This window comes from Enterobacter sp. SST3 (assembly GCF_000286655.1).
Taxonomy (GTDB): Bacteria; Pseudomonadota; Gammaproteobacteria; order Enterobacterales; family Enterobacteriaceae; genus Enterobacter; species Enterobacter roggenkampii.
On sequence record NZ_ALNS01000016.1, the window covers coordinates 118,357 to 145,106 of the forward strand.

Below are 26,750 nucleotides of genomic sequence, written 5' to 3' on the forward strand. Positions count from 1 at the left end.
TGAATAATCAGCGTTGCGTGACGAAATCCACCCGGTCGAGATTGATGGCGGTCACGTTGACGGTCACATCCAGCTCCACGCTGTAGGTGCGTCTTTCCCGGCGCAGAAAGAAGAACAGAAACGCTTCTTTTCGCACCGCTTCTTGCGCCTGAACAACCTGCACATCCTGTGGCTCAATACGCAGTAAGATATGCGGTGAGGCTTTCATCACCGCGGCCTGAACGTGGTTGAGCGCGTCGGCAAAGGCGCGCGCTTTGGCGTCGCCCTTCCCCTTCACTCTCACCGTGGTTGTGAACTGTTCTTTCATGCTTATGCGCCGTATTTTTTCTGCCACGCCTGCACCAGACGCTCGCCCAGCTCTTCTTTATCCATAAAGCCAAAGCCCAGCACGTTGCAGCCTTCGTTGATGGCGGTGACGCCTTCATCCACGGAACGCATGCCGTATTTGGCCTTGTAGCCATATTTGGTCTGGGCGGTGATGGCACCCGCGCCGCCGCTGCCGCAGAAGGAGATGCCGAAAGTCGCGTTTTCCGCTTTCATTACGTCGCCGAGCTTCATGTCTGCCGCCATGCCCGGTACGACAACCGCGCGTCCACCTGCTTTTTCCACACCGGCCGCCACTTTCTGACCTTTACCCAGGCGATCGCCAATCACGACTGTAATCTGTTCCATGTGTTGCTCCTTAAAGCTTGTCTTTCGCGACTTCAAAGTGAACGGAGAGCAGCCAGGCCTCTTCATCTGGAAGGTTGCCAAACTGCGCCACCACTTCACGGGCAAGCCGCATTGAATCCGGTGAAATTTCGTCAAACAGCTCTGCTTCAACCTCCGGCAGTGGCTCGCCGGTCACGGACCGGTGCGCCATGGCGCGCACGTGGGAAGTAAGCATCTGCTCCTGTACCGCATTGGGGATGATGTTGTTCCGGGCCAGCAGGGCATAAACCTGCTGCAGCATGGTGTTCGCGAGCTGTTCTGTTTGCTCTGCCTGTTCCCCAACGTCGTTCATTACCGCTCCGTTAATCACTGGTCTTACCCCGTTAATGGCTCTGGAATAAAACTAACGTTGGGGGGGAATTGTTTGTAGCGAGTTGTTTTCCACTTCGAAGTGGAAAGGGGAGCCGCAGCAGTGATCTGTGCCACATAAATGCGCCGAATCTGGATAAATCGATGTATTCACGTGATGAATATCACGCTATTACGCGGGAACGAACGGGTAAGCAGAGTGGAAAAGATTCCGAGCAGGCTCGTAGAAATGTGACGTGGATAAGGTTTTCTTATGGGGATTGGGTAGAGTGGCGGCGGGTGCTTGAGACTGACCGTCTCAGGCATGGGACGGAAAGTGGAAAGCCCCGCCTGATAGAAAATCAGGGCGGGGGCTCGAAACGACACGTCACGACCGTGGAGTTCGCTACCTCGCCCGCTTTAAAGCAAGGAGGCATCCATGAAACGCCAATCCCCAAGTATCGGGGTTTTGATGATTATTGCTTTGACAATAATCATCTTAACGCTGGTGACGAGGAAAACACTGTGCGAAATCCGTTTTCGAAACGGCTCGCTTGAAGTGACAGCGCGGATGGATTGTCGCTCCGGCCAGTAGGGAGCAAGGATGCGGGGGCGCGTCATGCGCCTCCGCATACGGGGAAGGACGTACAGCTCAGGCACCCAATTAACGATACTTTTTGTGGTACGTATTGCGCGTGGTCACAAACTGCTCGGCCGCCGCCTGGGCTTCTTTCACTTTGCCTTCGTTAGCGAGCTTCAGCGCGCCGTCGATCTGGCCGACCAGCACGTCAAAGCCGTGGCGGTAGTCTTTCATCTCTGCACTGTCTGCCGCTTTGCTTTCCAGTTTAGGAGGCGTCGCTTTTTGTGCGTCCAGCGCCGCTTCACGCATTTTGGTCAGCGCGTCTTTCATTTCCGCCGCATTGTCGGTTTTCTGCACCACCTTCAGGTTTTGCCCGAGGATGCCCATGTCGTCTTCAAGATCGGCAGCAAACGCAGAAGAGCCAAGAACCAGCGTTGAAGCCGCGACGATCGCTAACAGATGTTTACGCATTGCTCACTTCCTTTTTTATTATCAACAAAACGCTATCTCTATTGTCCGGCGATTTTCATTTCCGGGAGTAATACAGAACCACACTGTATATTGCTGCGTGTTTCAATATCGTTACCGACCGTAACGATATTGCGCCACATGTCCTTCAGGTTACCCGCAATCGTAATTTCGCTCACTGGATACTGGATTTCGCCGTTTTCAACCCAGAAGCCCGCCGCGCCGCGAGAGTAATCGCCGGTGATGCCGCTGACGCCCTGCCCCATCAGCTCGGTCACCACCAGACCGGTGCCCATCTCTTTCAGCATCTGCTCAAAGTTGAGGCCCTGCCCGGCAATGCGCCAGTTGTGAATGCCGCCCGCGTGCCCGGTGCTTTTCAGCCCCAGCTTGCGCGCGGAGTAGTTGGTCAGAAGCCACTGGGTCAGAATGCCGTCTTTCACGATGTCACGACGCTCGGTGCGCACGCCTTCGCTGTCGAACGGCGTGGAGGCCAGGCCTTTCAGCAGGTGCGGATGCTCTTCGATGGTGAGCCATTCCGGCAGGATCTGCTTGCCCAGCGAGTCGAGCAGGAAGGTCGATTTACGGTAAACGGAGCCGCCCGCGATAGCGCCCACCAGATGGCCAAACAGACCGGTCGCCACTTCGTTGGCAAAAATCACCGGCGCTTTCATGGTGGAGAGTTTACGCGGCGACAGGCGAGACAGCGTGCGTTCGGCACACTCTTTGCCTACCCACTCCGGAGACTGCAAATCCCCCAGCGCGCGGCCAATGGTATAGGCGTAGTCGCGCTCCATGTCACCGTTCTCTTCGGCGATGACGCAACTGGAGAGCGAGTGGCGGGTAGAGCAGTAGCCCTGCAGCATGCCGTGGCTGTTGCCGAAGACTTTGATGCCGTAGTGGCTGTTAAAGCTGCCGCCTTCGGTATTGGTGATGCGCTTGTCGGCCTGCAGGGACGCCTGCTCGGCGCGCGCGGCCAGCTCAATCGCTTCGTCCGGCGTCACTTCCGCCGGATGGAACAGGTCGAGATCCGGCGCGTCAAACGCCAGCAGATCTTTATCCGCCACACCGGCGTAAGGATCCGGTGAGGTGTAACGGGCGATATCCAGCGCGGCCTGCACCGTACGGGCGATAGCATCCGGACTGAGATCGGTGGATGACGCACTGCCTTTGCGATTCTGGTGATATACCGTGATACCCAGCGCGCCGTCGCTGTTGAATTCAACATTCTCCACTTCGCCATAGCGGGTGCTCACGCTAATGCCGGTGGTTTTGCTGACCGCCACTTCGGCGCCATCTGATTTTTCTGAAGCAAGCATCAGCGCGGTGGAGACGGCTTCTTCCAGAATCTTACGCTGCGCTTCAACTTGTGAGGTTACTTTCATCGCAAATGCCATACTGTAAGAGAGAGTTAACTGAAGTCTAACAGAGAACCGTTTTTCAGTGCGCGTCTTAACTGGTAACATTAGCCTCTTTTTTTAAGGAGCCTGACATGACTAAGCAGCCCGAAGACTGGCTCGACGACGTTCCCGGTGATGACATCGAAGACGAAGATGATGAGATCATCTGGGTCAGTAAAAGTGAAATTAAACGTGACGCCGAAGAGTTAAAACAGCTTGGCGCGGAAATGGTAGAACTGGGTAAAAACGCGCTGGATAAGATCCCGCTCGACCAGGATCTGCGCGATGCCATTGAACTGGCACAGAAAATCAAAAAAGAAGGCCGTCGTCGCCAGCTTCAGCTTATCGGGAAAATGCTGCGTCAGCGCGATGTTGATCCGATCCGCCAGGCGCTGGACAAGCTGAAAAACCGCCACAACCAGCAGGTTGCGCTGTTCCATAAGCTGGAGCAGATCCGCGATCGTCTGATTGAACAGGGTGATGACGCCGTACCGGAAGTGCTGAACCTGTGGCCGGATGCCGACCGCCAGCAGCTGCGTTCCTTGATCCGCAACGCGAAGAAAGAGAAAGAAGGGAATAAGCCGCCGAAGTCTGCGCGCCTGATTTTCCAGTATCTGCGCGAGCTGTCCGAGAACGAAGAGTAATCCGTTCCCCTCACCCCGGAAGGGCGAGGGGGAAAAGAACGTAGGCCCGGTAAGCGCTAGCGCCACCGGGCTTTTTTTTACGCCTCGGCGGCCGCTTCCGCTTTCTTCGCCAGCCCGTCCAGCAGCTTCTGATGGATCCCACCAAAACCGCCGTTGCTCATCACCAGAATATGGTCGCCGGGCTGAGCGGCTTTCACCACCATATCCGCGAGCGCATCCACATCCGCGCTCCAGTGCGCAGGCTGGATGCAGGCATCGGCCACTTCCGCCACCTGCCACGGAATATGCTGCGGCTGCAGCAGGAAGACTTCATCGGCGCGTCCTAACGACGGCGCGAGATCGTCTTTGCAGATGCCCATCTTCATGGTGTTCGAGCGCGGTTCCAGCACCGCCAGAATGCGCGCGGTACCGCCAACTTTGCCACGCAGGGCGGCAAGCGTCGCCAGAATGGCCGTTGGGTGGTGCGCGAAATCGTCATACACGGTGACGCCGTGGGCTTCACCGCGCAGCTCCAGACGGCGGCGGGCATTGATAAACGTCCCCAGCGCATTGGCCGCATCCGCAGGCTGAACGCCCACGTGACGCGCTGCCGCAATGGCCATCAGGCCGTTGTGCATGTTGTGTTCGCCCACCAGGCCCCACTTCACCTCGCCCACTTTTTCGCCGTCGAGCAGCACTTCCCACTCGGAGGCATCGGCGTTGAGTTTCTTCGCCTGCCAGTGGCCCTGCTCGCCCACCAGCTCCTGCTCGCTCCAGCAGCCCATCGCCAGGGTCTGCTTCAGGTTGATGTCGTTTTCCGGCAGGATGATGCGGCCCTGGCCCGGCACGATGCGCACCAGGTGGTGGAACTGTTTCTGTATGGCCTTCAGATCGTCAAAAATATCCGCGTGGTCAAACTCAAGGTTGTTGAGGATCAGCGTGCGCGGGCAGTAGTGCACGAACTTGGAGCGCTTGTCGAAGAACGCGCAGTCATACTCGTCGGCTTCGATCACAAAGAACGGGCTGTCCCCCAGGCGCGCAGAAACGTCAAAGTTGCCCGGTACGCCGCCGATGACGAAGCCCGGCTTATAGCCGCAGGCTTCGAGGATCCAGGTCGCCATGCCCGCGGTGGTCGTTTTGCCGTGGGTACCGGCAACGGCAACCACCCAGCGGTCGCGCAGGACGAAGTCATGCAGCCACTGCGGGCCGGACATGAACGGAATATTGCGTTCCAGTACCGCCTCAACGCACGGATTGCCGCGGGTCATGGCGTTGCCAATAATCACCAGGTCCGGCTCGGGATCCAGCTGGCTGGCATCGTAGCCCTGAATAAGAGAGATGCCCTGTTTCTCCAGAAGTGTGCTCATTGGCGGATACACATTGGCGTCCGAACCTGTCACCTCATGGCCCAGCGAGCGCGCCAGCATTGCCAGTCCGCCCATGAAAGTGCCACAAATCCCCAATATATGAATGCGCATACGTCACTATCCTTCTTCAATGTGGCGCACATTTTACTCACATGTTAGCGGCTGTGAAACGCATTTCAGGTAAATCCGTATGTTGCTGGCGCGATTCACCTCTGCGCTACTATTTGAATATTTGTTAAGATTGTTGGGCTTTAGTCGTTTTAGTGAACATACAATCGCTCTACTCACAAAGATGCAGGGAAAGTGTTATGAAAACGTTAGGTGAATTTATTGTCGAAAAGCAGCACGAGTTCTCTCATGCTACCGGTGAACTCACTGCTTTGCTGTCGGCAATAAAGCTGGGCGCTAAGATCATCCACCGTGATATCAACAAGGCCGGTCTGGTCGATATCCTGGGTGCCAGCGGTGCCGAGAACGTTCAGGGCGAGGTTCAACAGAAACTCGATCTGTTCGCAAATGAAAAACTGAAAGCTGCACTGCGCGCGCGCGACATCGTTGCGGGTATCGCCTCCGAAGAAGAAGATGAAATTGTTGTTTTCGAAGGGTGTGAACACGCGAAATACGTTGTTCTGATGGATCCGCTCGACGGCTCCTCCAACATCGATGTTAACGTTTCTGTCGGTACCATTTTCTCCATCTACCGCCGCGTCACGCCTGTTGGCACGCCGGTGACCGAAGAAGATTTCCTGCAGCCGGGCATTAATCAGGTTGCTGCCGGTTACGTCGTCTATGGCTCCTCCACCATGCTGGTCTACACCACCGGTTGCGGCGTACATGCCTTTACGTACGATCCTTCCCTGGGCGTTTTCTGTCTGAGCCAGGAACGCATGCGCTTCCCGGAGAAGGGCAATACCTACTCCATTAACGAAGGTAACTACATCCGCTTCCCGAACGGCGTGAAGAAGTACATCAAATTCTGCCAGGAAGAAGATAAAGCGACGCAGCGCCCGTACACGTCCCGCTATATTGGCTCTCTGGTCGCGGATTTCCACCGTAACCTGCTGAAAGGCGGCATTTACCTCTACCCAAGCACCGCCAGCCACCCGGACGGGAAGCTGCGTCTGCTGTACGAATGCAACCCGATGGCGTTCCTGGCCGAACAGGCGGGCGGTAAGGCGAGCGACGGTAAAGAGCGTATTCTGGAGATCGTGCCGGAAAGCCTTCACCAGCGCCGTTCGTTCTTCGTCGGCAACAACCACATGGTTGAAGACGTTGAACGCTTTATCCGCGAGTACCCGGACGCGTAATCCCTCTCTTCAGGGGAGCCGATCCGGCTCCCCTGTTCATTTATATATTTTACCGTATAAGTGTTTATAAAAAACACGCTTTAATATTCGCCATTGCTCCTGCATTATTTCCATAACAGTTTGACAGATATTTCGTGGAGCAGAAACGCAATGAAAAATTATTCCCGTGCTAATACCGGCATTGATTTAAATCTTATCCCTGTATTTATTGAAATCGTCCGCTGCGGCAGCATGGCAAAGGCCTCTTTGCGTCTGGAGATGTCACGCCCTGCGGTGAGTCTGGCATTAAAGCGTTTTAATCAACTCTTTGATGAGCCGTTATTTCTCCGCAAAGGCTTATATCTTGAACCGACGGAAAAAGCATTAGCCTTAACCAGCTCGCTGGAAATATTAATGGGCGAAATTCACGATAATATCGGGGCGCTTAATTCCGGAAGGAATAAAACCCCGGCACAGAACGTACCGGGGCTGGGTAATATTATGCCGCGTTCTGAGTCGTCACTTTGAATGATGACATAGCTTCCATCAGCTGACGCGACTGCTCCTCAAGGGAGCGGGTCGCGGCGGAGGATTGCTGCACCAGCGCCGCATTCTGCTGCGCGGTTTCGTCCATCTGGTTTACCGCAATATTAACCTGCTCAATGCCGCGGCTTTGCTCCTGAGACGCGGTCGCAATCTCACGCATCAGTTTGGTCATGCGCAGCACTTCTGTTGCGATCTCATCCATCGTTTCGCCCGCCTGCTGGGCCAGCTCGCTGCCCTCGTTAACGTGGGTTTGCGAATCACTGATAAGGGAACGAATCTCCTTCGCCGCGTCGGCGCTGCGGCTGGCAAGGTTTCGCACCTCGCCCGCGACGACGGCAAACCCGCGCCCCTGCTCGCCCGCGCGCGCGGCCTCTACGGAGGCGTTAAGCGCCAGAATATTGGTCTGGAAGGCAATGCCGTCGATCACGCTCAGGATGTCGGCGATGCGCGCCGAGCTGCCGGAGATATCGCGCATTTTTTCAATCACGTAGCAGACCATTTCGCTGCCGTGATCGGCCGTGTCGGAGACCGACTTCGCCAGCTGGTGCGCCTGCTCGGCGTTATCGGCGTTGAGCTTCACCGTGGCGGTGATCTGTTCCATGCTCGCCGCCGTCTGCTCCAGCGACGTGGCGGTGGATTCCGTTCGCTCGGCGAGATCCCGGTTCCCCAGCGTCAGCTCGCGGCTGCCGGTGTCAATCTGCGCGCTGGCATCGCGTACCCGCAGAACCGAGTTCATCAGCGACTGACGCATCTCCTCAATGACCGCGTTAAGGCGGTTAAACTCCTGGCTCGCGGGCGCGGCCAGCGTATGGGTTAAATCGCCCGCCGCCACGTTCTCCAGCTGAGCAATCGACGCCGAGAGCGGCTTGAGCAACATATGGCGCAGCGCCAGCCAGGCCAGCACGATAATGCCCGCCGTCAGTAGCGCCGCCACGATAATCAGGATCAGGACGCGGGTTTTGCTCGCCTGCACGGCACTCACTTCCGCCTGACCTCGCGCTTCGCTCCATTTCTGAAACGCCTGCATGTCGTTATCAAACGCTGACGCCAGCGGGATCAGCGTCTTCTCCAGCAGGTCGTAATACCCGTCCGCGCTCTGGTCATTGAGGGTTTTCAGCATCGGGTTGATCCCCTGCTGGTTATACGCCGCCAGGCTGGCTGCCACTTTATCGAGCAGCTGCTGCCCCTGCTCGTCAGCCACGCCGTCGTCGATAACGCCCTTCAGCGTTTTCTGGGCCAGGGCAACTTCCTGATTGATGTTTTTTACCGCGCTGGCCGCATCGTCCAGCATGCCGATTTCCATCATGCGGACGGCCTGACCCGCTTCATTGCGCGCGCGGAGGATCAGCGTATAGCCTGAATTAAGCTGCACCATCTGCTCACCCTGAAGGTGATTAATGCGCTGCAGCGAAGAAGAACTCTGTGTGAGGGCATAAATGCCAATGCCGCTGACAATCAGCAGCAGAAGGGTCATAACGGCCAGTAAAGAGAGCAAGCCGGTACGAATCGATAGCGTTTTCAGCATGATATTATTTCCGGTAGCGAGATATTTCTGGGCATAAAAAAAGAGTATCGGCCGCTACCGGAAAATGTTTAGACTTTCAGCATGTTATCGCTCTGTTACCGATGTGTTCACGCGGGTAACAGGCGAGCTTTGACGGTTCTCCCAGAGCACCGTCAGGCCGCGCTGCAGGGCAATAAAAATAAACAGCAGAATGCCGATGGCGATCTTCGTCCACCAGGAGCTGAGCGTGCCGTCAAAGTTGATATAGGTCTGGATCAGCCCCTGAATCGCCACGCCGAACAGCGTCCCCAGTACCGTCCCCACGCCGCCGCTGAGCAGCGTGCCGCCGATGACCACAGAAGCAATCGCATCCAGCTCCACGCCAACGCCTGCAAGGGCATAGCCCGCCTGGGTATACACCGAGAAGACGATCCCCGCCAGCGTCGCCAGGCCGGTCGAGAGCATATAGATGCGGATGGTGGTGCTGCGGGTCGAGATCCCCATCAGGTTGGCCGACGTGGCGTTGCCGCCAATAGCGTAAACCTGATTGCCAAACCGGGTACGGTGGGCGAGGAAGATGCCAATGACGACCACGCCCAGCATCAGCAGCCCCATCGCGCTCAGACGACCGCCGCCGGGAATTTTCCACGCCAGGCTGGAGAGCGTGTCGTACACCGGATGGTTAATCGGGATCGACTCTTCAGACACCAGATAACTTACCCCACGCAGGAAGAACATCCCCGCGAGGGTAATGATAAACGCCGGAATTTTTAACGCGTCGATCAGCAGCCCCATAAAGGCGCCAAACGCGCAGCCCATCACCAGCACCAGCGGGAACGCCAGCAGCGGTGAGATGCCCCAGAAGCCAATCGCTTTCGCGAGGAACACGCCCGTAAACGCGATCACCGAGCCGACGGAGAGATCGATCCCGCCGGAGAGGATCACAAAGGTCATCCCGACGGCGATGATGCCTAAAAAGGCGTTATCGGTCAGGATATTGCAGATCACGCGCGTCGAGGCAAACCCCGGGAACTGGGTCAGGCAGTAGAGATAGCCCAGCACAAACACGCCCAGCGTGATCATTAGCGGCAAATTACGTTTTATCATGGCCACGGATCCCCTTAATGATGCTGACAAAGCGCGGCGACTGGACGATCAGCACGCAGAGCACGACCACCGCTTTCACCACCTGGTTGAGTTCCGGCTGGAATCCCGAAAGCAGGATCCCGGTGTTCATGCCCTGAATGATCAGCGCGCCGATCGCCGAGAGCAGCAGGTTAAAGCGCCCGCCCATCAGCGACCCGCCGCCGATCACCACCGCCAGGATCGCATCCAGCTCCAGCCAGAGCCCGGCGTTGTTGGCATCGGCTCCGCGAATATCCGCCGCAACGATCACGCCGGCGATGGCAGCGCAAATACCGCTCAGCACGTAGGTCAGCATCACCATCAGCCGCGTGTTGACCCCGGCGTTGCGCGCGGCGCGGATGTTGATCCCGACGGCCTCAATGAACATGCCCAGCGCCGTTTTGCGGGTGAAGAGCCAGAACACCACGAGCGTCACCAGGGCAATCATCACCGGCGTCGGGAAGAACAGAAGGTTGCCGCTGCCGAGCCACGCCAGGCTCGGCGAGTTAAAGGTGACAATCTGTCCGGAGGTAATTAGCTGCGCGACGCCGCGCCCGGCCACCATTAAAATGAGCGTGGCGACAAAGGGCTGGATTTTCAGCACCGCCACCAGAATGCCGTTCCATAATCCGGCCAGCACGCCAGTGCCTAAGGCTGCAAGCAGGACCACCGGCAGGCTATGCCCGGCCACGGTCATGGATGCTGCCGTGGCCCCGGCGATAGCCATCACCGCGCCGACGGAGAGATCAATCCCGCCGGTGGCGATGACCAGCGTCATGCCAATGGCCAGCAGCGCCACGGGCGCGGCGCGGTTTAAAATGTCTATCGGGCTGCCAAACAGGCGGCCATCCTGCACGATAATCTGGAAGAAATGCGGCGCGACCAGGCTATCCACCAGTAAAACCACCAGCAGCGCCGCGATTTGCGGCGTGCCGGTCGGCCAGCTGAAGCGGCGCTTTGACTCACCGGTTTGCGAAAGCGAACGGGACATCACGATTCACTCCTTATGCCGCGATGGCATTCATGATCGCCGGAACGGACAGCTTATCCAGCGGGATCTCTGCCACCTGTTTACGATCGCGCATGATGATGACGCGATCGGCATAGCCCACCAGCTCTTCCAGCTCGGACGAAATGACCAGCAGGGCCAGACCGTCTGCGCACAGGGTTTCGATAAGCCGGATAATTTCGGCGTGCGCCCCTACGTCAATGCCGCGGGTCGGTTCGTCGAGGATCAGGAACTGGGGTTTGGTCAGCAACCAGCGGGAGAGCAGCACTTTCTGCTGGTTACCACCGGAGAGGAACTCGATGGGCTGTTCCGCGCTCGGGGTGCGGATGCCGAGCTGGCGGATAAAGCGCTCAGCAATGGCGTTCTGCTCTTTGCGTGGGATCGGCCGCAGCCAGCCGCGCTGCGCCTGAAGCGCCAGAATGATATTTTCCCGCACCGAGGCGGCGGCAATAATGCCGTCCGTTTTCCTGTCTTCCGGGCAGAAACCCACACCCAGACAGGAGGCCTGATGCGGCGATCGCAGGGTTTGCGGTTTGCCCTTGATCAGCGCGCTGCCGCTGTCGGCGGGCTTGATCCCGAAGATCACCTCGGCTGTCTCGGTACGCCCCGAGCCCAGCAGGCCCGCCAGCCCGACAATTTCGCCCGGCCGCACCTCAAGATTAAACGGCGAGATGACCCCTTTTTTGCCGTAATCGCTGAACGCGGCGACCGGCTTCTCGCTCAGCAGCGTGCGGCCCGCGCGCTGAAGGGCGTTGGTCTCCAGCTCGCGGCCCAGCATCATTTTGACCAGCTCGATCTGCGGCAGCTCGCGGGTTTCACGGCAGCCGACAAAGCTGCCGTTGCGCAGCACCGTAATGCGATCGCTCACCTCGTACACCTGATCGAGGAAGTGGGTAACGAAGATCAGGCTGACGCCCTGATCGCGCAGCTGGCGCATCAGGGTAAAGAGCATTTCCACCTCCTGGGTATCAAGGCTGGCGGTGGGTTCGTCGAGGATCAGCACCTTTGCCGAGAGATCGATCGCGCGGCAAATGGCGACGATCTGCTGCATCGCCACGGAAAAGCGGTTCAGCGGCTCGCGGACGTCGAGAGAGAAGCCGTAGGATTCCATCAGCTTTGTCGCCCGCGCCTCCATCTCTTTACGGCGCAGCAGGCCAAAGCGTCGTGGCTCACGGCCAATAAACAGGTTATCCGCCACCGACATATTCGGCAGCAGGTTCACTTCCTGGTATACCGTCCCGATCCCCAACTGCTGGGCATGGGCGGTGTTTTTTGGCGAAATGGCGTTACCTTCCAGCCAGATGGTGCCACGGTCGGCGTGATAAACGCCGGTCAGAGATTTAATCAGCGTCGATTTTCCCGCGCCGTTTTCCCCCAGCAGCGCCATGATCTCCCCGCGCCGCAGGCTGAAATCAACGTTATCCAGCGCCTTTACGCCGGGGAAGAATTTACTCAAGCCCTCTGTGCGGAGGATTTCCTGGTGTTGTTCAGTGGTCATGGTTTCCCCCTGCATCAAGCCGGATGGCGCTACGCTTATCCGGCCTACAAAAGAGCGTATCGTAGGCCGGGTAAGCGCAGCGTCACCCGGCATGTTCAGACAGGCTTAGTAGCCCATATTTTTCTTCTTCTCTAACTCTTCTTTCGCCGTGTCAGGCAGGTAGAGCGTGGATTTGGTGACCGTCACTTTATCCGGCATCGTGCCGTCTTTCTTGAATTTCTCCAGCGCGTCGAATGCCGGGCCGGCCATGTTTGGCGTCAGCTCCACGCTGGCGTTGGCTTCGCCGTCGATCATCGCTTTGTAGATATCAGGCACGCCGTCGATAGAGCCGGTGAGGATATCTTTGCCCGGCTTCAGGCCCGCTTCTTTAATTGCCTGAATCGCACCGATCGCCATGTCATCGTTGTGGGCGTAAACCATGCAGATGTTCTTGCCGTTGTTTTCAGCCTTAATGAAGCTCTCCATCACCTCTTTACCTTTGCTGCGGGTAAAGTCGCCGGACTGAGAGCGGATAATCTTGATGTTTGGCGCTTTCGCGATGGCTTCAGCAAAGCCTTTTTTACGATCGATGGCCACGCTCGCCCCGACGGTGCCCTGCAGTTCAACAACGTTACACGGCTTGCCGTCGACCTGTTTTATCAGCCAGTCGCCAATTAGCTGCCCTTCCAGCACGTTGTTGGCCGTCACGGTGGTCATATAGAGAGATTTGTCTTTGACGTCGATGGAACGATCGAGCAGGAAGACCGGGATTTCAGCGTCTTTCGCTTCCTTCAGGACGGGTTCCCAGCCGGTCGCCACGACGGGTGCAATAAAGATGGCATCCACGCCCTGGGCGATAAAGGAGCGCACGGCTTTGATCTGATTCTCTTGTTTTTGCTGACCATCGGCGATTTTCAGGGTAATGCCGCGTTTCTGAGCTTCGCTTTTCGCCACGTTGGTTTCTGCCGCTCGCCAGCCAGATTCAGAGCCGACCTGCGAAAAACCTACGGTTAAGGGGGCGGCCATCGCCATAGACGACATGGCTGCCGAAACTGCTGTGACAAGGAGTAAGCGCTTCCACATATGAACGTCCTCGTAGGGTGAGTTATTGTTGGTTAAAAGATGTTCTGCGGAATGACTATAGCCCATGAAATATGTAACGAATTGCGTTACATCACACTTCAGAAAAGTGAATAAAACGTTAATCACAAGTTTGTAATCGCTTTCATTTCTCCATGAAAAATGCGGCTGAGTTTATGGATTTTTCTGTCATGGAATCGGTCTGAAAAGTGGGAAGAACGTGGAGAGAAGGCGAAAACAGGCGGAGACATTCAGCGCGAGTTGGCTATAATACCTGCCACTTGTTTACCATCCATTTTAAAGGACACCGACATGAGCTTACTCAACGTCCCAGCGGGTAAAGAACTGCCAGAAGACATCTACGTAGTTATCGAAATCCCGGCTAACGCAGATCCGATCAAATACGAAGTGGACAAAGAGAGCGGCGCCCTGTTCGTAGACCGCTTCATGTCTACCGCGATGTTCTATCCGTGCAACTACGGTTACATCAACCACACCCTGTCTCTGGACGGTGACCCGGTTGACGTGCTGGTCCCAACGCCATACCCACTGCAGCCAGGCGCAGTGATTCGCTGCCGTCCAGTTGGCGTGCTGAAAATGACCGACGAATCCGGTGAAGATGCGAAGCTGGTTGCGGTACCGCACACCAAGCTGAGCAAAGAATACGATCACATCAAAGATGTGAACGACCTGCCAGAGCTGCTGAAAGCGCAGATCACTCACTTCTTCGAGCACTACAAAGACCTCGAAAAAGGCAAGTGGGTTAAAGTTGACGGCTGGGACAACGCAGAAGCAGCGAAAGCGGAAATCATCGCCTCTTTCGAACGCGCTGCTAAGAAGTAATTCTTACTGCCAGACACAAAAAACAACGCCACCTTACGGTGGCGTTGTCGTTTTTCAGTACTGGTCTCTGTCTAACCAGTTACCGCTTACGATCCGCGTTAACCCGTCGACTGGACGCTGGTAGACATACATCCACGCGCTTCCGTACGGCGTCTGGATCAACTGGCGTGCGTATTCACCGCCCCTGGTGCGCAAGGCATCAAGTTCGGCAAGCGTCGCGTTATCAATACGATAAACTTCACCCTGTACTGTTCCTTCGCCCGGAACCGCGCCTGGATAGTGGCCCAGGCTGTACAACTGGTAGTTCTCGATATTGTAATTCCCCAGTAGCTGGGCATTGGTCATCCAGTGACTGTTGCCTTGCCTGGTTCGTAAACTGCCGTAGACAAATATTCGCATTGCTAAAACTCAAACTGATAGAGCAGATCAAGTGCCTGGTCTACGCCGGACACTGCTTCCAGATATAGCTTAGGCATCAGGCGATAGCGTAACGTGAGTGTTGCCAGTGAGTCAAAGATCCCCACACCATATTTTACCTGCAGACCCGGCAGTACATAGCCGCTGACCACCACCTGCGAGGAGTCACCCACGCCCTGGGTGTCCAGCGCCAGATTGCTTACGCCGAACGTCTCGCCGATTTTACCCACAACCTGCCCACTTTGTGCAACCCCCAGCCCCACTAACATCGAAGTCATCGCCGCGCTGTCGCTCTGACCGCTGTCGAGACCTTGACCACGCAGCAGGTAAGAGAGGGCTTCCTGCTGGGACATCGCCGGGTCAGAGAAGATCTCCGCCTTCGGTTCGTCGGCGGAACCGGTGACGCGTACCCCGGCAATGACGTCGTTTTCCGTCGCTTCCGGGTTACGAATCGCTTCAATGTTCAGCAAGGGTTGATCCGGTGGACCGGAGAACAGCAGCTCGCCTTTGCGGACAATCAGATCCTGACCATAGGCGTGGAATCGCCCTTCAGGGATATTGATCTGCCCGTTCAGGCCAAGCCCTTGTTTATCCTGCGCCACCTTCAGGTCGCCCGTAAGCCTCGCCTTCAGCCCAAACGCATCCAACCGCACGTTATTCCCCACGTGCACGATAAGGTTACTATTAATCGGTATGCCCGCGCTCTTCTGTTCGACCGGTTTCAGATTTTCATTGAGCATAACTTCATCACTTGAGACGCCGACCGCACTTTCCGGCACGTCGTGAACCACGATGCGCGCCCACGGCACGTCAACGCGACCGTCAAGCGTGAAGAGGCTTGGCGTGGCTTCAAAGACCACATCAGGCGAGACGTCCAGTCGCACCATCGGCGGTACGGTGATGCGCACCTTACTGCCCTTCGCGGCAATACGGGCGCGCCAGTTGTCGAGCTGGCTCCAGTCCGCGTCGCCGCTCAGGTTGATTTGCCCCTGCTGCGTCAGTACCGATCCGCTCAGCGTCGAGCTCATGCCGTTGAAGTTCATCGCGATCTGGCTCGGCTGCATGTCAAACGGCATAAAGTTGCCGTCAATATCCACGCCGCTGAGGCGCAGCTGGCCGAACAGCTGAGGGCTTTGCGCATTGCCCGCCAGGCGCAGGTTGGCGTTCACCATGCCCTCGGCTTTTTCCCCGCGTGCGAAAATCGGGTTCACCATCGCCAGGTTGAAGTTGCGGATAGTGACGTTGCCGCCCAGATTTCGCCGTCCCTGTGGGTCGGTAATTTGAACCTTGCCGTCAAACTGACCGTTGTTGGTGAGACGAATCAGCCAGCCCAGCTCCGCACGGTTGTTATGCAGGTCTGCGCTCAGGTTCAGGGTGTCGAAGGCCACCGGCAGCGGCGCGTCATTTACCTCCTGCGTCACCTTCACGTTACGCCCGGACAGCGTGACGCTACCCTGCGGCAGCCCCTCTTTGGTGGTGTCCCAGGCGACATCGGCTTTTCCGCTGAAGACGCCGCTGGCCTGGGTAGTATCCGGCATAAACGGTTTCAGCATCGCCAGATCGAAGCGGTTGAGGTTGATCTGCGCGCGTCCTTCCGCACCCGCGTCGATGGTCTGCGGCACGCACAGTTCCGCATTCGGGTTGGTCCAGCAGTGCGGCCCAATGCTGATCTTCTGCTCGGCGTTGCGGTAGTCCAGCGCGATGGCGCGCGACAGCGCCAGCGGCCCGACCGGCGTGTTGAAGCGGGTGTTATCCAGCGTCCCTTTCCAGCGCTCCTCTTTGCGGTCGAAACTGCCGGTCAGGTGAAGCTGGCCGGAGACCGGCTCGCCCTGCACGCGCAGCTGCAGGTCGTGCTGCTTCTCGTTCCCTTTCGCGTCCAGGGTGACCAGGCTGATGTTGACGTCCGGCTGAGAGATGCGCTCTACGCGCAGGTTCAGGTTACCGCCGATCTGGTCAGTGGATTTCACATCCCCTTCCACTCGAACGCGGGCAACGCTCAGCGCCTGCCAGCGCAGGTTATTGGCGGTAATGTCCGCCAGCAGCTGCGGCGCGTCTACCGTGCCGCGCACCTTCAGGAGCCCCTTCGCCGTACCGCCCAGGCCCGGCAGGGCGTTATCCAGATTCGGCGCGTCGATGGTGGCGTCCAGATTGAGATCTTTCACCCCCAGCTCACCTTTGATATCCGCCGTGTTGCGGCCCAGCGCCACGTGCAGACCCGGGATAATCCACTGCAGGTAGCTGTTGCCTTTCACCGAGCCTTCAACGTTTACCTTGTTCTGCTTCACGTTCCCGGTGAGCTTGATCTCCGGCACGTCCATCTGCCACGTGCCGCCGTACAGGCTGCCGCGCGTTTTGATCAGGCCATCCAGCTTCGACGGCCAGTCCGGGACCTCTTTGGCGGTGTTAATGCCCGTCAGCTTCAGCTCCCCGCGCCAGCTGATCGCCTGCTGCCAGTCGAGCAGCGCGGTCAGCTCGGTTTTGCCTTCCAGCGCCGCGACGGTCAGCTTGTCGAGGTTAACCTGCTGTTCGTTGCCCTTCGCATCCAGGGTGATGTTCGCGGGCGGCACGCCCTGCCCCTTCACTGCGGTGCGGAACGAGAGCGTATAGTCGGTCATCTTACCGCTCAGCTTCAGCTTCAGGTCATCGGCCTGGTACTGTTTTTCGCCGGTGAATGGCCAGTAAAGCTGCTTGCTGACCACCTCAAGATTGAGCGGCAGCCCGGCTTCCGCCAGCTGGGTTTGCGCACGCAGGACCATGTCTACCGGGCCGGAGAGATTGACCCCGACATCCAGCTTCTCGCGCAGCGCCCCGCCCACTTTGACCTTCACCTTCTCGCCTTTGAGCGGGTCGATGTTCAGGGCGCTATTCAGCGTGATATCCACCGGCCAGTTGTCGCGTAGCAGGGCGTTGCCTGACGCGTTCACCGAGCCCTGATTGGTGTCGATATCCAGCGCGTCGAGCTTCATGTTGCCGTCAATGCTGCTGACTTTCAGCAGCATGTTATAGACCGTCAGGTCAGTATCGCCGGTCAGGCGAAGCTGCTCGCCTTTGAACTCTTCAATATTGAGGTTCAGCGGCAGATGCACATCGGTCATTTCCGGCAGGACAGGCTTCGAGAAGAGGTCTTTCAGCGTTTCGCCCAGCGGCTTCTCTTCCGGCTGCGGGTTCTGGATCTTCGGCTCGACGATCTCTTCCTGCGCCACGTCGGCCACTTTCGGCAGCGCGATCAGCAAGCCCTGCAGGGAGGTTGGCGTCAGGGTGAGGTTTTTCTCCTGCCAGCGCAGGCCGGAGCTGAAATCCATCACGGACACGGTGGTGTCGTCGATTTTGATATTGACGTTATCAAGCGCCACCCGATAAAGCGCGATCGGGTACGGCGTGGAGAGATTCAGCGGACCGCTGTCCTCTTCCTCTACCGGCGCAGACTTCGGCATTTTCTTCGAATCTATCGCCACGTTGACGTCTTTTAGCGACAAGTCGTTGACGCAGAGCTTGCTGTCACGCAGACAGCCCAGCTTCACCGCCAGGTGAAACTCCCCGGCGTTCACCGCCACGCCCGGCTGCTCATAGCGGATGTTCTTCAGGCGCAGGTCGCGCCAGCCGCCCGTCACCTGGCCAATCTCCAGCCCCGGCACCCAGCGGTTCGCGGCGTTAAACAGCAGATGCAGCCCGGTCGTCGTTCCTACCAGAAACGCCACCGTACCGAGCAGCAGCACGATAAAAATCAGCACCCCGAGGCTTATTTTCTTCCATAAACTCATAATTCAGGCCCCAGACCGATGTAAAACTGTAATCCGTGTTCTTCTTTGTCGCCCACCGGCACGGCGAAATCGAGCTTGATGGGCCCGACGGGTGATTGCCAGCGTACGCCGACGCCCGCGCCGGTTTTAAAATCGCTGCGGCGGATATCGCTCACCGCTTCGCCGCCGTCGACGAACATGGCGCCCCACCATTTTCCGCTGACGTTGTACTGGTACTCCAGCGAGCCGGTAGCCAGCTTAGAGGCACCGATCAGCTTGCCGTCATCGTCCTTAGGCGCGATGGATTTGTATTTATAGCCGCGGATGCTGCGATCGCCCCCGGCGAAGAAGCGCAGGTCCGGCGGGACCTTGTCGAAGTCGCCGGTTTCAATCCAGCCGAGGTTGCCGCGCACCACAAAGCGGTGTTTGTCATACAGCGTGCGGATCCAGACGTTCTGCGCCTGAATCACCGAGAAATCTACGTCGGAACCCCACATGGTGTTGGAGTAATCGATAGAGTAACGCTGGGAATCGCCCCAGGTCGGCATCAGGCCGCCGCGCGAGCGGGTGCGGCTGATCATCACCCCAGGATAGAGCAGCATGGTGGTGTTGGTGACGTTGGCCTGGGTAAAGTGATCCAGGCTCCAGCGCAGGTTGATGGCGCGCTGCCAGCCGCTGGAGAGATCCCAGTAACGCGACACGGCAAGCGTGGTGGAATCGGACTCGGTATCGTTCAGGTCGGTGCGCTTAAAGCCCCCCTGAACCAGGTAATATTGCTCAAGCGGATTTTTCAGCAGCGGCATTTTATAGCTGAAATCGAGCTGCTGTTCCGGGGCGGAAATGCTGGCGCTGGTGGTCAGGCTATGGCCGTAGGAGTTCATCCACGGCTTTTTCCAGGTGGCCTTCACGCGCGGGCCAACGTCCGTCGAATAGCCCACACCGGTTTCAATGGTGTTCTCGGTGCGCGGCGAAACAACGCCGTGCAGCGGCAACACCTTGGTTTTGCGAGACTTATCAAATTCAGGGGCGACAACCACGGAGTTAAACCAGCCGGTGGCTGAGAGCCGTCGGTTCAGCTCTCCCAGGTCGCTCGACTGGTAGTAATCCCCTTTTTTAAAGGGCACGAGGTTTTGCAGGTACTCTTCACGAATTTGCGACCCTTCGAACGTCACGTCGCCAAAGCGGTAGCGTTCTCCGCTGTCGTAGTCGATATCCCAGAAGGCCTGACGTCGCGCCAGCGCAATGCCCAGCTGGCTTTTATTGAACTGGCTGTCAAAGTAGCCCTTACGCAGGGAAACGCTGGTCAGCTCTTTTTTGAAGTGGTCGTAGTCACCGTGGTTGAGCACGGTGCCGATTTTCGGCCGCGTACTGAGCAGGTCCAGGTAATCCCGGTCGGTACGCGCCCCGCCGCGCAGGATGACGTTGGTGCCGCCAATCAGCACCGGCTCGCCCGGCGAAACGCGGGCAATAAGCACCTGGCGCCCCTTCTTTGGGGGCGGGCGGAGATCGAAATCAATGGTGGGTTCGTAATACCCCAGCGCTTTTAGTCCTTCACGGATGGCATCATCGACGCGCGCGCGGAAACGCCGGTCCGGCGTCACCTCATCACTCTGGATGGTCGATAGCTGCGCACGCACGTTTTTTTGTAGCGCCCCGGATAACCCCTCAACCTGCAAACGGACATTCGCCGCGCTGGCAATCCCGCTTGTCAGCAACAGACTGACTAAACATAACTGGCGGATTTTTGTCACGTTTTCTCCTGAATATCCCTGTTTCCACCCTGGAAGCAAATGAAGTGCCGCTCCGCGGCAAAATACGGCCTGTTGGCCAAAAACCCGAATCTCGGGTTGAAAATGGGTGTAACACCCAAATATTTCTTATGATTAAATCTAGACTCATTCAGCGCATTTATTGTGTTCAATTAAACGCGCCGTGACAACCTTAACCGAAACATCGCACCCCGGGAGGCCCCACCGTGAGTTTATTCGACAAAAAGCATCTGGTTTCACAAGCAGATGCATTACCGGGACGCAACACCCCTATGCCTGTGGCGACTTTACACGCCGTCAATGGCCATTCCATGACTAACGTTCCTGATGGCATGGAAATCGCCCTGTTCGCTATGGGCTGCTTCTGGGGCGTTGAGCGCCTCTTCTGGCAGCTGCCTGGCGTTTACAGCACGGCAGCCGGCTACACGGGCGGTTACACGCCGAATCCAACCTACCGCGAAGTCTGCTCCGGCGAAACCGGCCATGCGGAAGCGGTACGCGTAGTCTACGACCCGACGGTAATCAGCTACGAACAGCTCCTGCAGGTCTTCTGGGAAAACCACGACCCGGCGCAGGGCATGCGTCAGGGCAACGACCACGGCACGCAGTACCGCTCGGCTATCTATCCGCTCACCCCTGAGCAGGATGCCGCCGCGCGCGCCAGCCTTGAGCGTTTCCAGCAGGCCATGCGTGAAGCGGGCGATACGCGCGAGGTGACGACGGAAATCACCACCGCGAAACCGTTCTACTACGCCGAGGACGATCACCAGCAGTATCTGCATAAAAACCCGTACGGCTACTGCGGAATCGGAGGTATCGGCGTCTGCCTGCCGCCACAGCTGGCCTGATTATCAGCCGTTAGATCGTCGCCCGTACCGGGCAGCACCCGCTGTCCGGTCTGTTTTATGTAAAAATGTGACCTCTGGCAGATTTACATCTCTTTACGCTATAATAGCCGCTGAAATAATCGGCTCAACGCTACGAGCTGATGTTCAATGTGTTTCCACACAAATGGTATCAACTCCCCTTCTGAGGATCTGGCGAGAAGCCGGATAAACTATGTTAAACAGTATTTTAGTAATACTTTGTCTGATTGCCGTCAGTGCATTTTTCTCGATATCCGAGATCTCGCTGGCCGCGTCCCGTAAAATCAAACTGAAGCTGCTCGCCGACGAGGGCAACATCAACGCCTCTCGCATTCTCAAAATGCAGGAAAACCCCGGTACGTTCTTTACCGTGGTGCAAATTGGTCTGAACGCGGTGGCTATCCTGGGCGGTATCGTGGGCGATGCGGCATTTTCCCCGGCGTTTTATAGCCTCTTTGCGCAGTACATGTCCGCCGAACTGGCCGAACAGCTGAGCTTTATCCTCTCCTTCTCGCTGGTGACCGGGCTGTTCATCCTCTTCGCCGACCTGACCCCGAAACGCATCGGTATGATTGCGCCAGAAGCCGTGGCTTTGCGTATCATCAACCCGATGCGCTTCTGCCTGTTTGTGTTCCGCCCGCTGGTGTGGTTCTTCAACGGCCTGGCAAACGTCATTTTCCGCATCTTTAAGCTGCCGATGGTGCGTAAAGATGACATCACCTCTGACGACATTTATGCGGTCGTGGAAGCCGGTGCCCTGGCCGGGGTACTGCGTAAGCAGGAACACGAGCTGATTGAGAACGTATTCGAACTGGAATCCCGTACCGTGCCCTCTTCCATGACGGGCCGTGAAAGCATTATCTGGTTCGATTTACATGAAGATGAGCAGAGCCTGAAGAACAAAGTGGCGCAGCATCCGCATTCCAAGTTCCTGGTCTGTAATGAAGATATTGACCACATCATCGGTTACGTCGACTCCAAAGACCTGCTGAACCGCGTGCTGGCGAACCAGAGCCTGGCGCTGAACAGCGGCGTGCAGATCCGCAATACCCTGATTGTGCCGGACACCCTGACGCTCTCAGAAGCGCTGGAAAGTTTCAAAACCGCCGGGGAAGACTTCGCGGTGATCATGAACGAATACGCGCTGGTGGTGGGTATTATCACCCTGAACGACGTCATGACCACGCTGATGGGCGACCTGGTAGGCCAGGGGCTGGAAGAGCAGATTGTTCAGCGTGACGATAATTCATGGCTGATTGATGGCGGCACGCCAATTGAAGACGTGATGCGCGTGCTGGATATCGACGAGTTCCCGCAGTCCGGAAACTACGAGACCATCGGCGGCTTTATGATGTTTATGCTGCGTAAGATCCCGAAACGTACCGACTCGGTGAAGTTCTCCGGCTACAAGTTTGAAGTGGTGGATATTGATAACTACCGCATCGACCAGCTGCTGGTGACGCGCATCGACAACAAACCGACCGTACTGGTGCCGAAGCTGCCGGATGCGGAAGAGAAGGTGTCGGCGTAAGGTTCCTGCCCCCACAAACATCAACGGCTCCCATCGGGAGCCGTTTTTTTAACTACTGCATAGCACGTTGGTTAAGCCATCTCAGTTTGCAGACGCATAACCTGACGGTTGACTTCGGACATCACAGACAGGTGCTGTTTGTCCTTCACTTTTGGGACAAGGATTTTGCCCTTATCAAACTCAAAAGCGCCAACATCCTTGATATACAACCGTCCACGGAACAGGATCTTCACGTACTTCGCCACCTGAAGCGGGTTGTAGCGTTGGAAAATTTTCATTCTTGTATCTCCTGCGAATCATACGCTCTTGCGGTGCCACAATCGGCCCGACTGTCCTGAGCGCAAATTTTAATGCCCAATGACTATAGACCAGAACTACGGTGTTACCCAGTGTGCATAAGTTTATTTACCGTTTGATTACAATTATTCAGAATAATCTTTGCAAAGCGTGACTGAGCGCAGTATAAGCCATCGTTTTTTCATGGATATGTGCGTTCACCCGCAAAGTGGCATCGGGATTGCGGGAAAACCACATTGATCGCACTTATCATTAAAAGTGCATGACCAAGTGGTCGGATCACCTGCAAACAATAAGGAAACGCCATGACCCTACGTAATATCCTTGCAGCAGCCTGCCTGCTGCTGCCCCTGTGGGCGAGTGCTCACAACATTGAAAAAGGACAACGTGTACCGCCAGTCGGCATTGCTGACCGGGGAGAATTGATTCTCGACAATGATAAGTTTAGCTATAAAGCCTGGAATAGCGCGCAGCTCGCGGGCAAAGTGAGAGTTGTACAACATATTGCCGGTCGTACATCTGCAAAAGAGAAAAATGCCAACCTGGTGGAGGCGATCAAGGCGGCAAAATTCCCACACGATCGTTACCAGACCACCACGATCGTGAATACCGATGACGCCATTCCGGGCTCCGGGATGTTTGTGCGTTCAAGCCTTGAGAGCAATAAAAAGCTCTATCCGTGGTCGCAGTTTATCGTCGACAGCAACGGCGTCACCCGTAAGGCCTGGCAGCTGGAGGAAGAGAGCTCTGCGATTGTCGTGCTGGACAAGAACGGTCGCGTACAGTGGGTGAAAGACGGGGCGTTAACCCAGGAAGAGGTGCAGCAGGTTGTCGACCTGCTGCATAAGCTGCTGGCTCAATAAAGAGAGACGCGGAAGCCGGGGTTGAGGAAGGATTCGCGCGGGGTGTAGTCCAGCGGCTTGCCCTGCCAGTCATGAACGTGCGCCCCGGCGGCCGCGGCAACGGCATGCCCGGCGGCGGTATCCCAGACGTTCGTCGGCCCAAAGCGGGGATAGAGCTGCGCCTGTCCTTCCGCCACCAGGCAGAATTTCAGCGATGAGCCAATCGAGGTGGTCTGGTGTTCACCCAGCTGCTGCAGATACTCCTGCAGCTCGCTGTCGCTGTGCGAGCGGCTAATCACCACCAGCGGCGGACGCGCGTCGCGCACCTGGATCTGCTTGCGCACGCCGCACTCTTCCTTCCACGCCTTTCCTTCTGCAGCGCTGTACATCACCTTCATGACCGGCGCGTAGACCACGCCCAGCACCGCTTTACCCTTCTCAATCAGGGCGATATTGACGGTGAATTCACCGTTGCGCTTGATGAACTCTTTTGTCCCGTCCAGGGGGTCCACCAGCCAGTAGCGCTGCCAGTGCTGGCGCTCTTCCCAGCTTTGCGGCGCTTCTTCTGACAGGACGGGGATGTCCGGCGTTAAGGCCTGTAACCCTTTCAGGATCACCTTATGCGCCGCGATATCTGCCGCCGTGACCGGAGAGTCGTCCGCTTTGCTGACAACCTCCATGGGTTTACTACCGTCATACACCTGCATGATGGCATCCCCCGCATCCCGTGCGAGCTGACAAATTTTATCTAGCATTTTCCACCTCTTTGTTAACGCAGTGAGGTTAACTCTTTGTTTTAGTTATATCGTAATGTGAACAATTCCGCTATCTGTGAAGCAATTCCGGTTTCAGGTTGCTTTTTTCTGTCAGGATTCACATTTATGTAAGCAACACGTTATAGATACATACTCTTTTGTGGCCTGGATCGAAAAAAGGACTCTTCTGATGATTAAGTTTAGCGCAACGCTCCTGGCGACGCTGATTGCGGCGAGCGTGCAGGCAGCGACGGTCGATTTACGTATTCTGGAAACGACCGATCTGCACAGCAACATGATGGATTTCGATTACTACAAAGATACCCCGACGGAAAAATTCGGACTGGTACGCACGGCGAGTTTGATCAATGCCGCACGCGGCGAAGTGAAAAATAGCGTGCTGGTCGATAACGGCGATCTCATTCAGGGCAGTCCGCTCGGGGACTACATGGCGACCAGGGGGCTGAAAAAAGGCGAGATCCATCCTGTTTATAAAGCGATGAACACCCTGGACTATACCGTCGGTAACCTCGGCAACCATGAATTCAACTACGGTCTGACATACCTGCATGATGCCCTGGCAGGCGCAAAATTCCCGTACGTTAACGCCAATATCATCGACGTTAAGACCCAAAAGCCGCTTTTTACGCCTTACCTGATTAAAGAGACTGAGGTTGTCGATCAGGACGGGAAAAAACAGACGCTGAAAATCGGCTATATCGGTTTTGTCCCGCCGCAGATCATGACGTGGGATAAGGCCAACCTCGACGGTAAGGTGACCGTTAACGACATCACCGAAACCGCGCGTAAATACGTGCCGGAAATGCGCGAAAAAGGCGCCGATCTGGTGGTCGTTGTCGCCCACTCGGGCCTCTCCGCCAATCCGTACCAGGCCATGGCAGAAAACTCCGTTTACTACCTGAGTGAGGTCCCGGGCGTCGATGCGATCCTGTTCGGTCACGCCCACGCGGTCTTCCCGGGCAAAGACTTTGCCAGCATCAAAGGGGCCGATATAGAGAAAGGGACGCTTAACGGCGTGCCGTCGGTGATGCCGGGCATGTGGGGCGACCATCTTGGCGTGGTGGATCTGGTGCTGAATAACGACGGCGGCCGCTGGAAGGTCACGCAGTCAAAAGCCGAAGCGCGCCCAATTTACGACGCGGCGGCGAAAAAATCGCTGGCGGCGGAAGATAAAAAACTGGTCGACGTGCTGAAGCACGATCACGACGCCACGCGCGAATTCGTCAGCAAGCCGATCGGCAAATCCGCCGACAGCATGTACAGCTTCCTGGCGCTGGTGCAGGACGATCCGACCGTCCAGGTCGTCAACATGGCGCAGAAAGCCTATGCCGAACACTTTGTGCAGGGCGATCCGGATCTGGCGAAACTGCCGGTACTCTCAGCCGCAGCGCCATTCAAAGTGGGCGGACGTAAGAATGACCCGGCAAGCTATGTGGAGGTCGAAAAGGGCCAGCTCACCTTCCGTAATGCCGCCGATCTCTATCTCTACCCGAATACGCTGGTGGTGGTTAAAGCCACCGGGAAAGAGGTAAAAGAGTGGCTGGAGTGTTCTGCCGGACAGTTTAACCAGATTGACCCACACAGCAGCAAGCCGCAGTCGCTGATTAACTGGGACGGCTTCCGCACCTACAACTTCGACGTGATCGACGGCGTGAACTACCAGATTGACGTCACCCAGCCGGCGAAATATGACGGCGAGTGTCAGGCGATCAACCCGCAGGCGGAGCGCATTAAAAACCTGACCTTCAACGGCAAGGCGATCGACCCGAATGCCACTTTCCTGGTGGTGACCAATAACTACCGTGCCTACGGCGGTAAGTTTGCCGGTACGGGAGATGGACACATCGCCTTTGCCTCGCCGGACGAGAACCGCTCTGTGCTGGCGGCGTGGATCAGCGCCGAGTCGAAAAAGGCCGGCGAAATTCATCCGGCGGTGGATAACAACTGGCGTCTGGCGCCGATCCACAGCGATACGCCGCTGGATATCCGCTTTGAAACATCACCGTCCGAGAAGGCAGCCGCGTTTATTAAGGAGAAGGCGCAGTATCCGATGAAACAGGTGGCGACGGATGATATTGGGTTCGCGATTTATCACCTGGATTTAAGTAAGTAGCGGCGATTGTGCCGGGTGGCGCTTCGCTTACCCGGCCTACGGGATGGAAGATTATGGGTAGGCCGGGTAAGGCGAAGCCGCCACCCGGCTTTTAC

Annotated in this window: 25 protein-coding genes; 9 read left to right on the forward strand and 16 right to left on the reverse strand. The window is 56.8% G+C overall.

Features of this window, described 5'->3' with window-relative positions; genetic code table 11:
- Positions 1 to 7 precede the first annotated feature (7 nt).
- From B498_RS10895 to B498_RS10885, 3 genes are read right to left on the reverse strand one after another with little or no spacing between them, the layout of a single operon-like run.
- Positions 8 to 307: a DUF4312 family protein gene (locus B498_RS10895; RefSeq protein WP_008501409.1), complete on the reverse strand. Its 300-nt coding sequence runs from the start codon at positions 305 to 307 to the stop codon at positions 8 to 10.
- Positions 308 to 309: 2 nt separating this feature from the next.
- Positions 310 to 672, reverse strand: a complete 363-nt coding sequence (locus B498_RS10890) for an SFCGS family glycine-rich protein (RefSeq protein WP_006810339.1) — start codon at positions 670 to 672, stop codon at positions 310 to 312.
- A gap of 10 nt (positions 673 to 682) precedes the next feature.
- Positions 683 to 1,021, reverse strand: a complete 339-nt coding sequence (locus B498_RS10885; RefSeq protein ID WP_085930305.1) for a glycine dehydrogenase — start codon at positions 1,019 to 1,021, stop codon at positions 683 to 685.
- Between the two features lie 417 nt (positions 1,022 to 1,438).
- Here B498_RS10885 and B498_RS22300 point away from each other — a divergent pair, with 417 nt between their 5' ends.
- Positions 1,439 to 1,594: a Hok/Gef family protein gene (locus tag B498_RS22300; RefSeq protein ID WP_008501411.1), complete on the forward strand. Its 156-nt coding sequence runs from the start codon at positions 1,439 to 1,441 to the stop codon at positions 1,592 to 1,594.
- A gap of 69 nt (positions 1,595 to 1,663) precedes the next feature.
- Here the strand turns inward: B498_RS22300 and cybC are convergent, their stop codons facing one another.
- Both cybC and pmbA read right to left on the reverse strand, forming a co-directional pair.
- A complete protein-coding gene (gene cybC, locus B498_RS10880) occupies positions 1,664 to 2,050 on the reverse strand; it encodes a cytochrome b562 (RefSeq protein ID WP_008501412.1) in 387 nt (128 codons plus the stop codon).
- Between the two features lie 38 nt (positions 2,051 to 2,088).
- A complete protein-coding gene (pmbA, locus tag B498_RS10875; protein WP_008501413.1) occupies positions 2,089 to 3,441 on the reverse strand; it encodes a metalloprotease PmbA in 1,353 nt (450 codons plus the stop codon).
- A gap of 95 nt (positions 3,442 to 3,536) precedes the next feature.
- On the opposite strand from pmbA, the gene yjgA reads away from it, so the two are divergent.
- Positions 3,537 to 4,088 carry a ribosome biogenesis factor YjgA gene (gene yjgA / locus B498_RS10870; RefSeq protein WP_008501414.1) on the forward strand — a complete coding sequence of 184 codons (552 nt, stop codon included), beginning with the start codon at positions 3,537 to 3,539 and terminating at the stop codon, positions 4,086 to 4,088.
- Positions 4,089 to 4,165: 77 nt separating this feature from the next.
- Here the strand turns inward: yjgA and mpl are convergent, their stop codons facing one another.
- Positions 4,166 to 5,545, reverse strand: coding sequence for a UDP-N-acetylmuramate:L-alanyl-gamma-D-glutamyl-meso-diaminopimelate ligase (gene mpl, locus B498_RS10865; protein ID WP_008501415.1), 1,380 nt, complete (start codon positions 5,543 to 5,545; stop codon positions 4,166 to 4,168).
- A gap of 197 nt (positions 5,546 to 5,742) precedes the next feature.
- On the opposite strand from mpl, the gene fbp reads away from it, so the two are divergent.
- Entirely contained in the window at positions 5,743 to 6,741 is a 999-nt protein-coding gene (gene fbp, locus B498_RS10860; RefSeq protein ID WP_008501416.1) for a class 1 fructose-bisphosphatase, read from the forward strand.
- Positions 6,742 to 6,891: 150 nt separating this feature from the next.
- Positions 6,892 to 7,248: a helix-turn-helix domain-containing protein gene (locus B498_RS10855; protein WP_008501417.1), complete on the forward strand. Its 357-nt coding sequence runs from the start codon at positions 6,892 to 6,894 to the stop codon at positions 7,246 to 7,248.
- On the opposite strand, the gene B498_RS10850 is transcribed toward B498_RS10855, so the two are convergent.
- From B498_RS10850 to ytfQ, 5 genes are all read right to left on the reverse strand, one after another.
- Positions 7,220 to 8,791, reverse strand: coding sequence for a methyl-accepting chemotaxis protein (locus tag B498_RS10850; protein ID WP_008501418.1), 1,572 nt, complete (start codon positions 8,789 to 8,791; stop codon positions 7,220 to 7,222). The two genes, B498_RS10855 and B498_RS10850, sit on opposite strands and share 29 nt — an antisense overlap.
- Before the next feature lie 84 nt (positions 8,792 to 8,875).
- A complete protein-coding gene (gene yjfF, locus B498_RS10845; protein ID WP_008501419.1) occupies positions 8,876 to 9,877 on the reverse strand; it encodes a galactofuranose ABC transporter, permease protein YjfF in 1,002 nt (333 codons plus the stop codon).
- Entirely contained in the window at positions 9,864 to 10,889 is a 1,026-nt protein-coding gene (gene ytfT, locus B498_RS10840) for a galactofuranose ABC transporter, ATP-binding protein YtfT (RefSeq protein WP_021240695.1), read from the reverse strand. The genes yjfF and ytfT overlap by 14 nt, the downstream gene beginning before the upstream one ends.
- A 10-nt stretch (positions 10,890 to 10,899) precedes the next feature.
- Positions 10,900 to 12,402, reverse strand: coding sequence for a galactofuranose ABC transporter, ATP-binding protein YtfR (gene ytfR, locus B498_RS10835; RefSeq protein ID WP_008501421.1), 1,503 nt, complete (start codon positions 12,400 to 12,402; stop codon positions 10,900 to 10,902).
- Positions 12,403 to 12,507: 105 nt separating this feature from the next.
- Positions 12,508 to 13,464, reverse strand: a complete 957-nt coding sequence (gene ytfQ, locus B498_RS10830; protein WP_008501422.1) for a galactofuranose ABC transporter substrate-binding protein YtfQ — start codon at positions 13,462 to 13,464, stop codon at positions 12,508 to 12,510.
- A gap of 309 nt (positions 13,465 to 13,773) precedes the next feature.
- Here ytfQ and ppa point away from each other — a divergent pair, with 309 nt between their 5' ends.
- Positions 13,774 to 14,304 (forward strand): inorganic diphosphatase, encoded by a 531-nt coding sequence (gene ppa, locus B498_RS10825; RefSeq protein ID WP_008501423.1) that lies wholly within the window; start codon positions 13,774 to 13,776, stop codon positions 14,302 to 14,304.
- A gap of 54 nt (positions 14,305 to 14,358) precedes the next feature.
- On the opposite strand, the gene B498_RS10820 is transcribed toward ppa, so the two are convergent.
- From B498_RS10820 to tamA, 3 genes are read right to left on the reverse strand one after another with little or no spacing between them, the layout of a single operon-like run.
- On the reverse strand, positions 14,359 to 14,703 hold the full coding sequence (locus tag B498_RS10820; protein WP_008501424.1) for a gamma-glutamylcyclotransferase: 345 nt from the start codon (positions 14,701 to 14,703) through the stop codon (positions 14,359 to 14,361).
- Positions 14,704 to 14,705: 2 nt separating this feature from the next.
- Entirely contained in the window at positions 14,706 to 18,482 is a 3,777-nt protein-coding gene (gene tamB / locus B498_RS10815) for an autotransporter assembly complex protein TamB (RefSeq protein ID WP_008501425.1), read from the reverse strand.
- Positions 18,479 to 20,212 carry an autotransporter assembly complex protein TamA gene (gene tamA, locus B498_RS10810; protein WP_008501426.1) on the reverse strand — a complete coding sequence of 578 codons (1,734 nt, stop codon included), beginning with the start codon at positions 20,210 to 20,212 and terminating at the stop codon, positions 18,479 to 18,481. Before tamA ends, tamB begins: the two co-directional genes overlap by 4 nt.
- A gap of 224 nt (positions 20,213 to 20,436) precedes the next feature.
- Between tamA and msrA the strand changes: the two genes are divergently transcribed.
- Together msrA and B498_RS10800 are read left to right on the forward strand one after the other, a co-directional pair.
- Positions 20,437 to 21,078 (forward strand): peptide-methionine (S)-S-oxide reductase MsrA, encoded by a 642-nt coding sequence (msrA, locus tag B498_RS10805; protein WP_008501428.1) that lies wholly within the window; start codon positions 20,437 to 20,439, stop codon positions 21,076 to 21,078.
- A 211-nt stretch (positions 21,079 to 21,289) separates the two neighbouring features.
- Entirely contained in the window at positions 21,290 to 22,627 is a 1,338-nt protein-coding gene (locus B498_RS10800; RefSeq protein WP_008501429.1) for a hemolysin family protein, read from the forward strand.
- Positions 22,628 to 22,698: 71 nt separating this feature from the next.
- Here the strand turns inward: B498_RS10800 and B498_RS10795 are convergent, their stop codons facing one another.
- Complete coding sequence (locus B498_RS10795) at positions 22,699 to 22,905, reverse strand: DUF1107 domain-containing protein (protein ID WP_008501430.1); 207 nt, start codon at positions 22,903 to 22,905, stop codon at positions 22,699 to 22,701.
- Positions 22,906 to 23,229: 324 nt separating this feature from the next.
- Here B498_RS10795 and B498_RS10790 point away from each other — a divergent pair, with 324 nt between their 5' ends.
- The gene (locus tag B498_RS10790) at positions 23,230 to 23,787 is read left to right on the forward strand and encodes a YtfJ family protein (protein ID WP_008501431.1); all 558 of its coding nucleotides are present in this window, start codon (positions 23,230 to 23,232) and stop codon (positions 23,785 to 23,787) included.
- Here the strand turns inward: B498_RS10790 and cysQ are convergent.
- Positions 23,781 to 24,521, reverse strand: a complete 741-nt coding sequence (gene cysQ, locus B498_RS10785; protein ID WP_008501432.1) for a 3'(2'),5'-bisphosphate nucleotidase CysQ — start codon at positions 24,519 to 24,521, stop codon at positions 23,781 to 23,783. The genes B498_RS10790 and cysQ overlap by 7 nt on opposite strands.
- Positions 24,522 to 24,711: 190 nt before the next feature.
- Between cysQ and B498_RS10780 the strand changes: the two genes are divergently transcribed.
- Positions 24,712 to 26,655: a bifunctional 2',3'-cyclic-nucleotide 2'-phosphodiesterase/3'-nucleotidase gene (locus B498_RS10780; RefSeq protein WP_008501433.1), complete on the forward strand. Its 1,944-nt coding sequence runs from the start codon at positions 24,712 to 24,714 to the stop codon at positions 26,653 to 26,655.
- Positions 26,656 to 26,750: the final 95 nt, after the last annotated feature.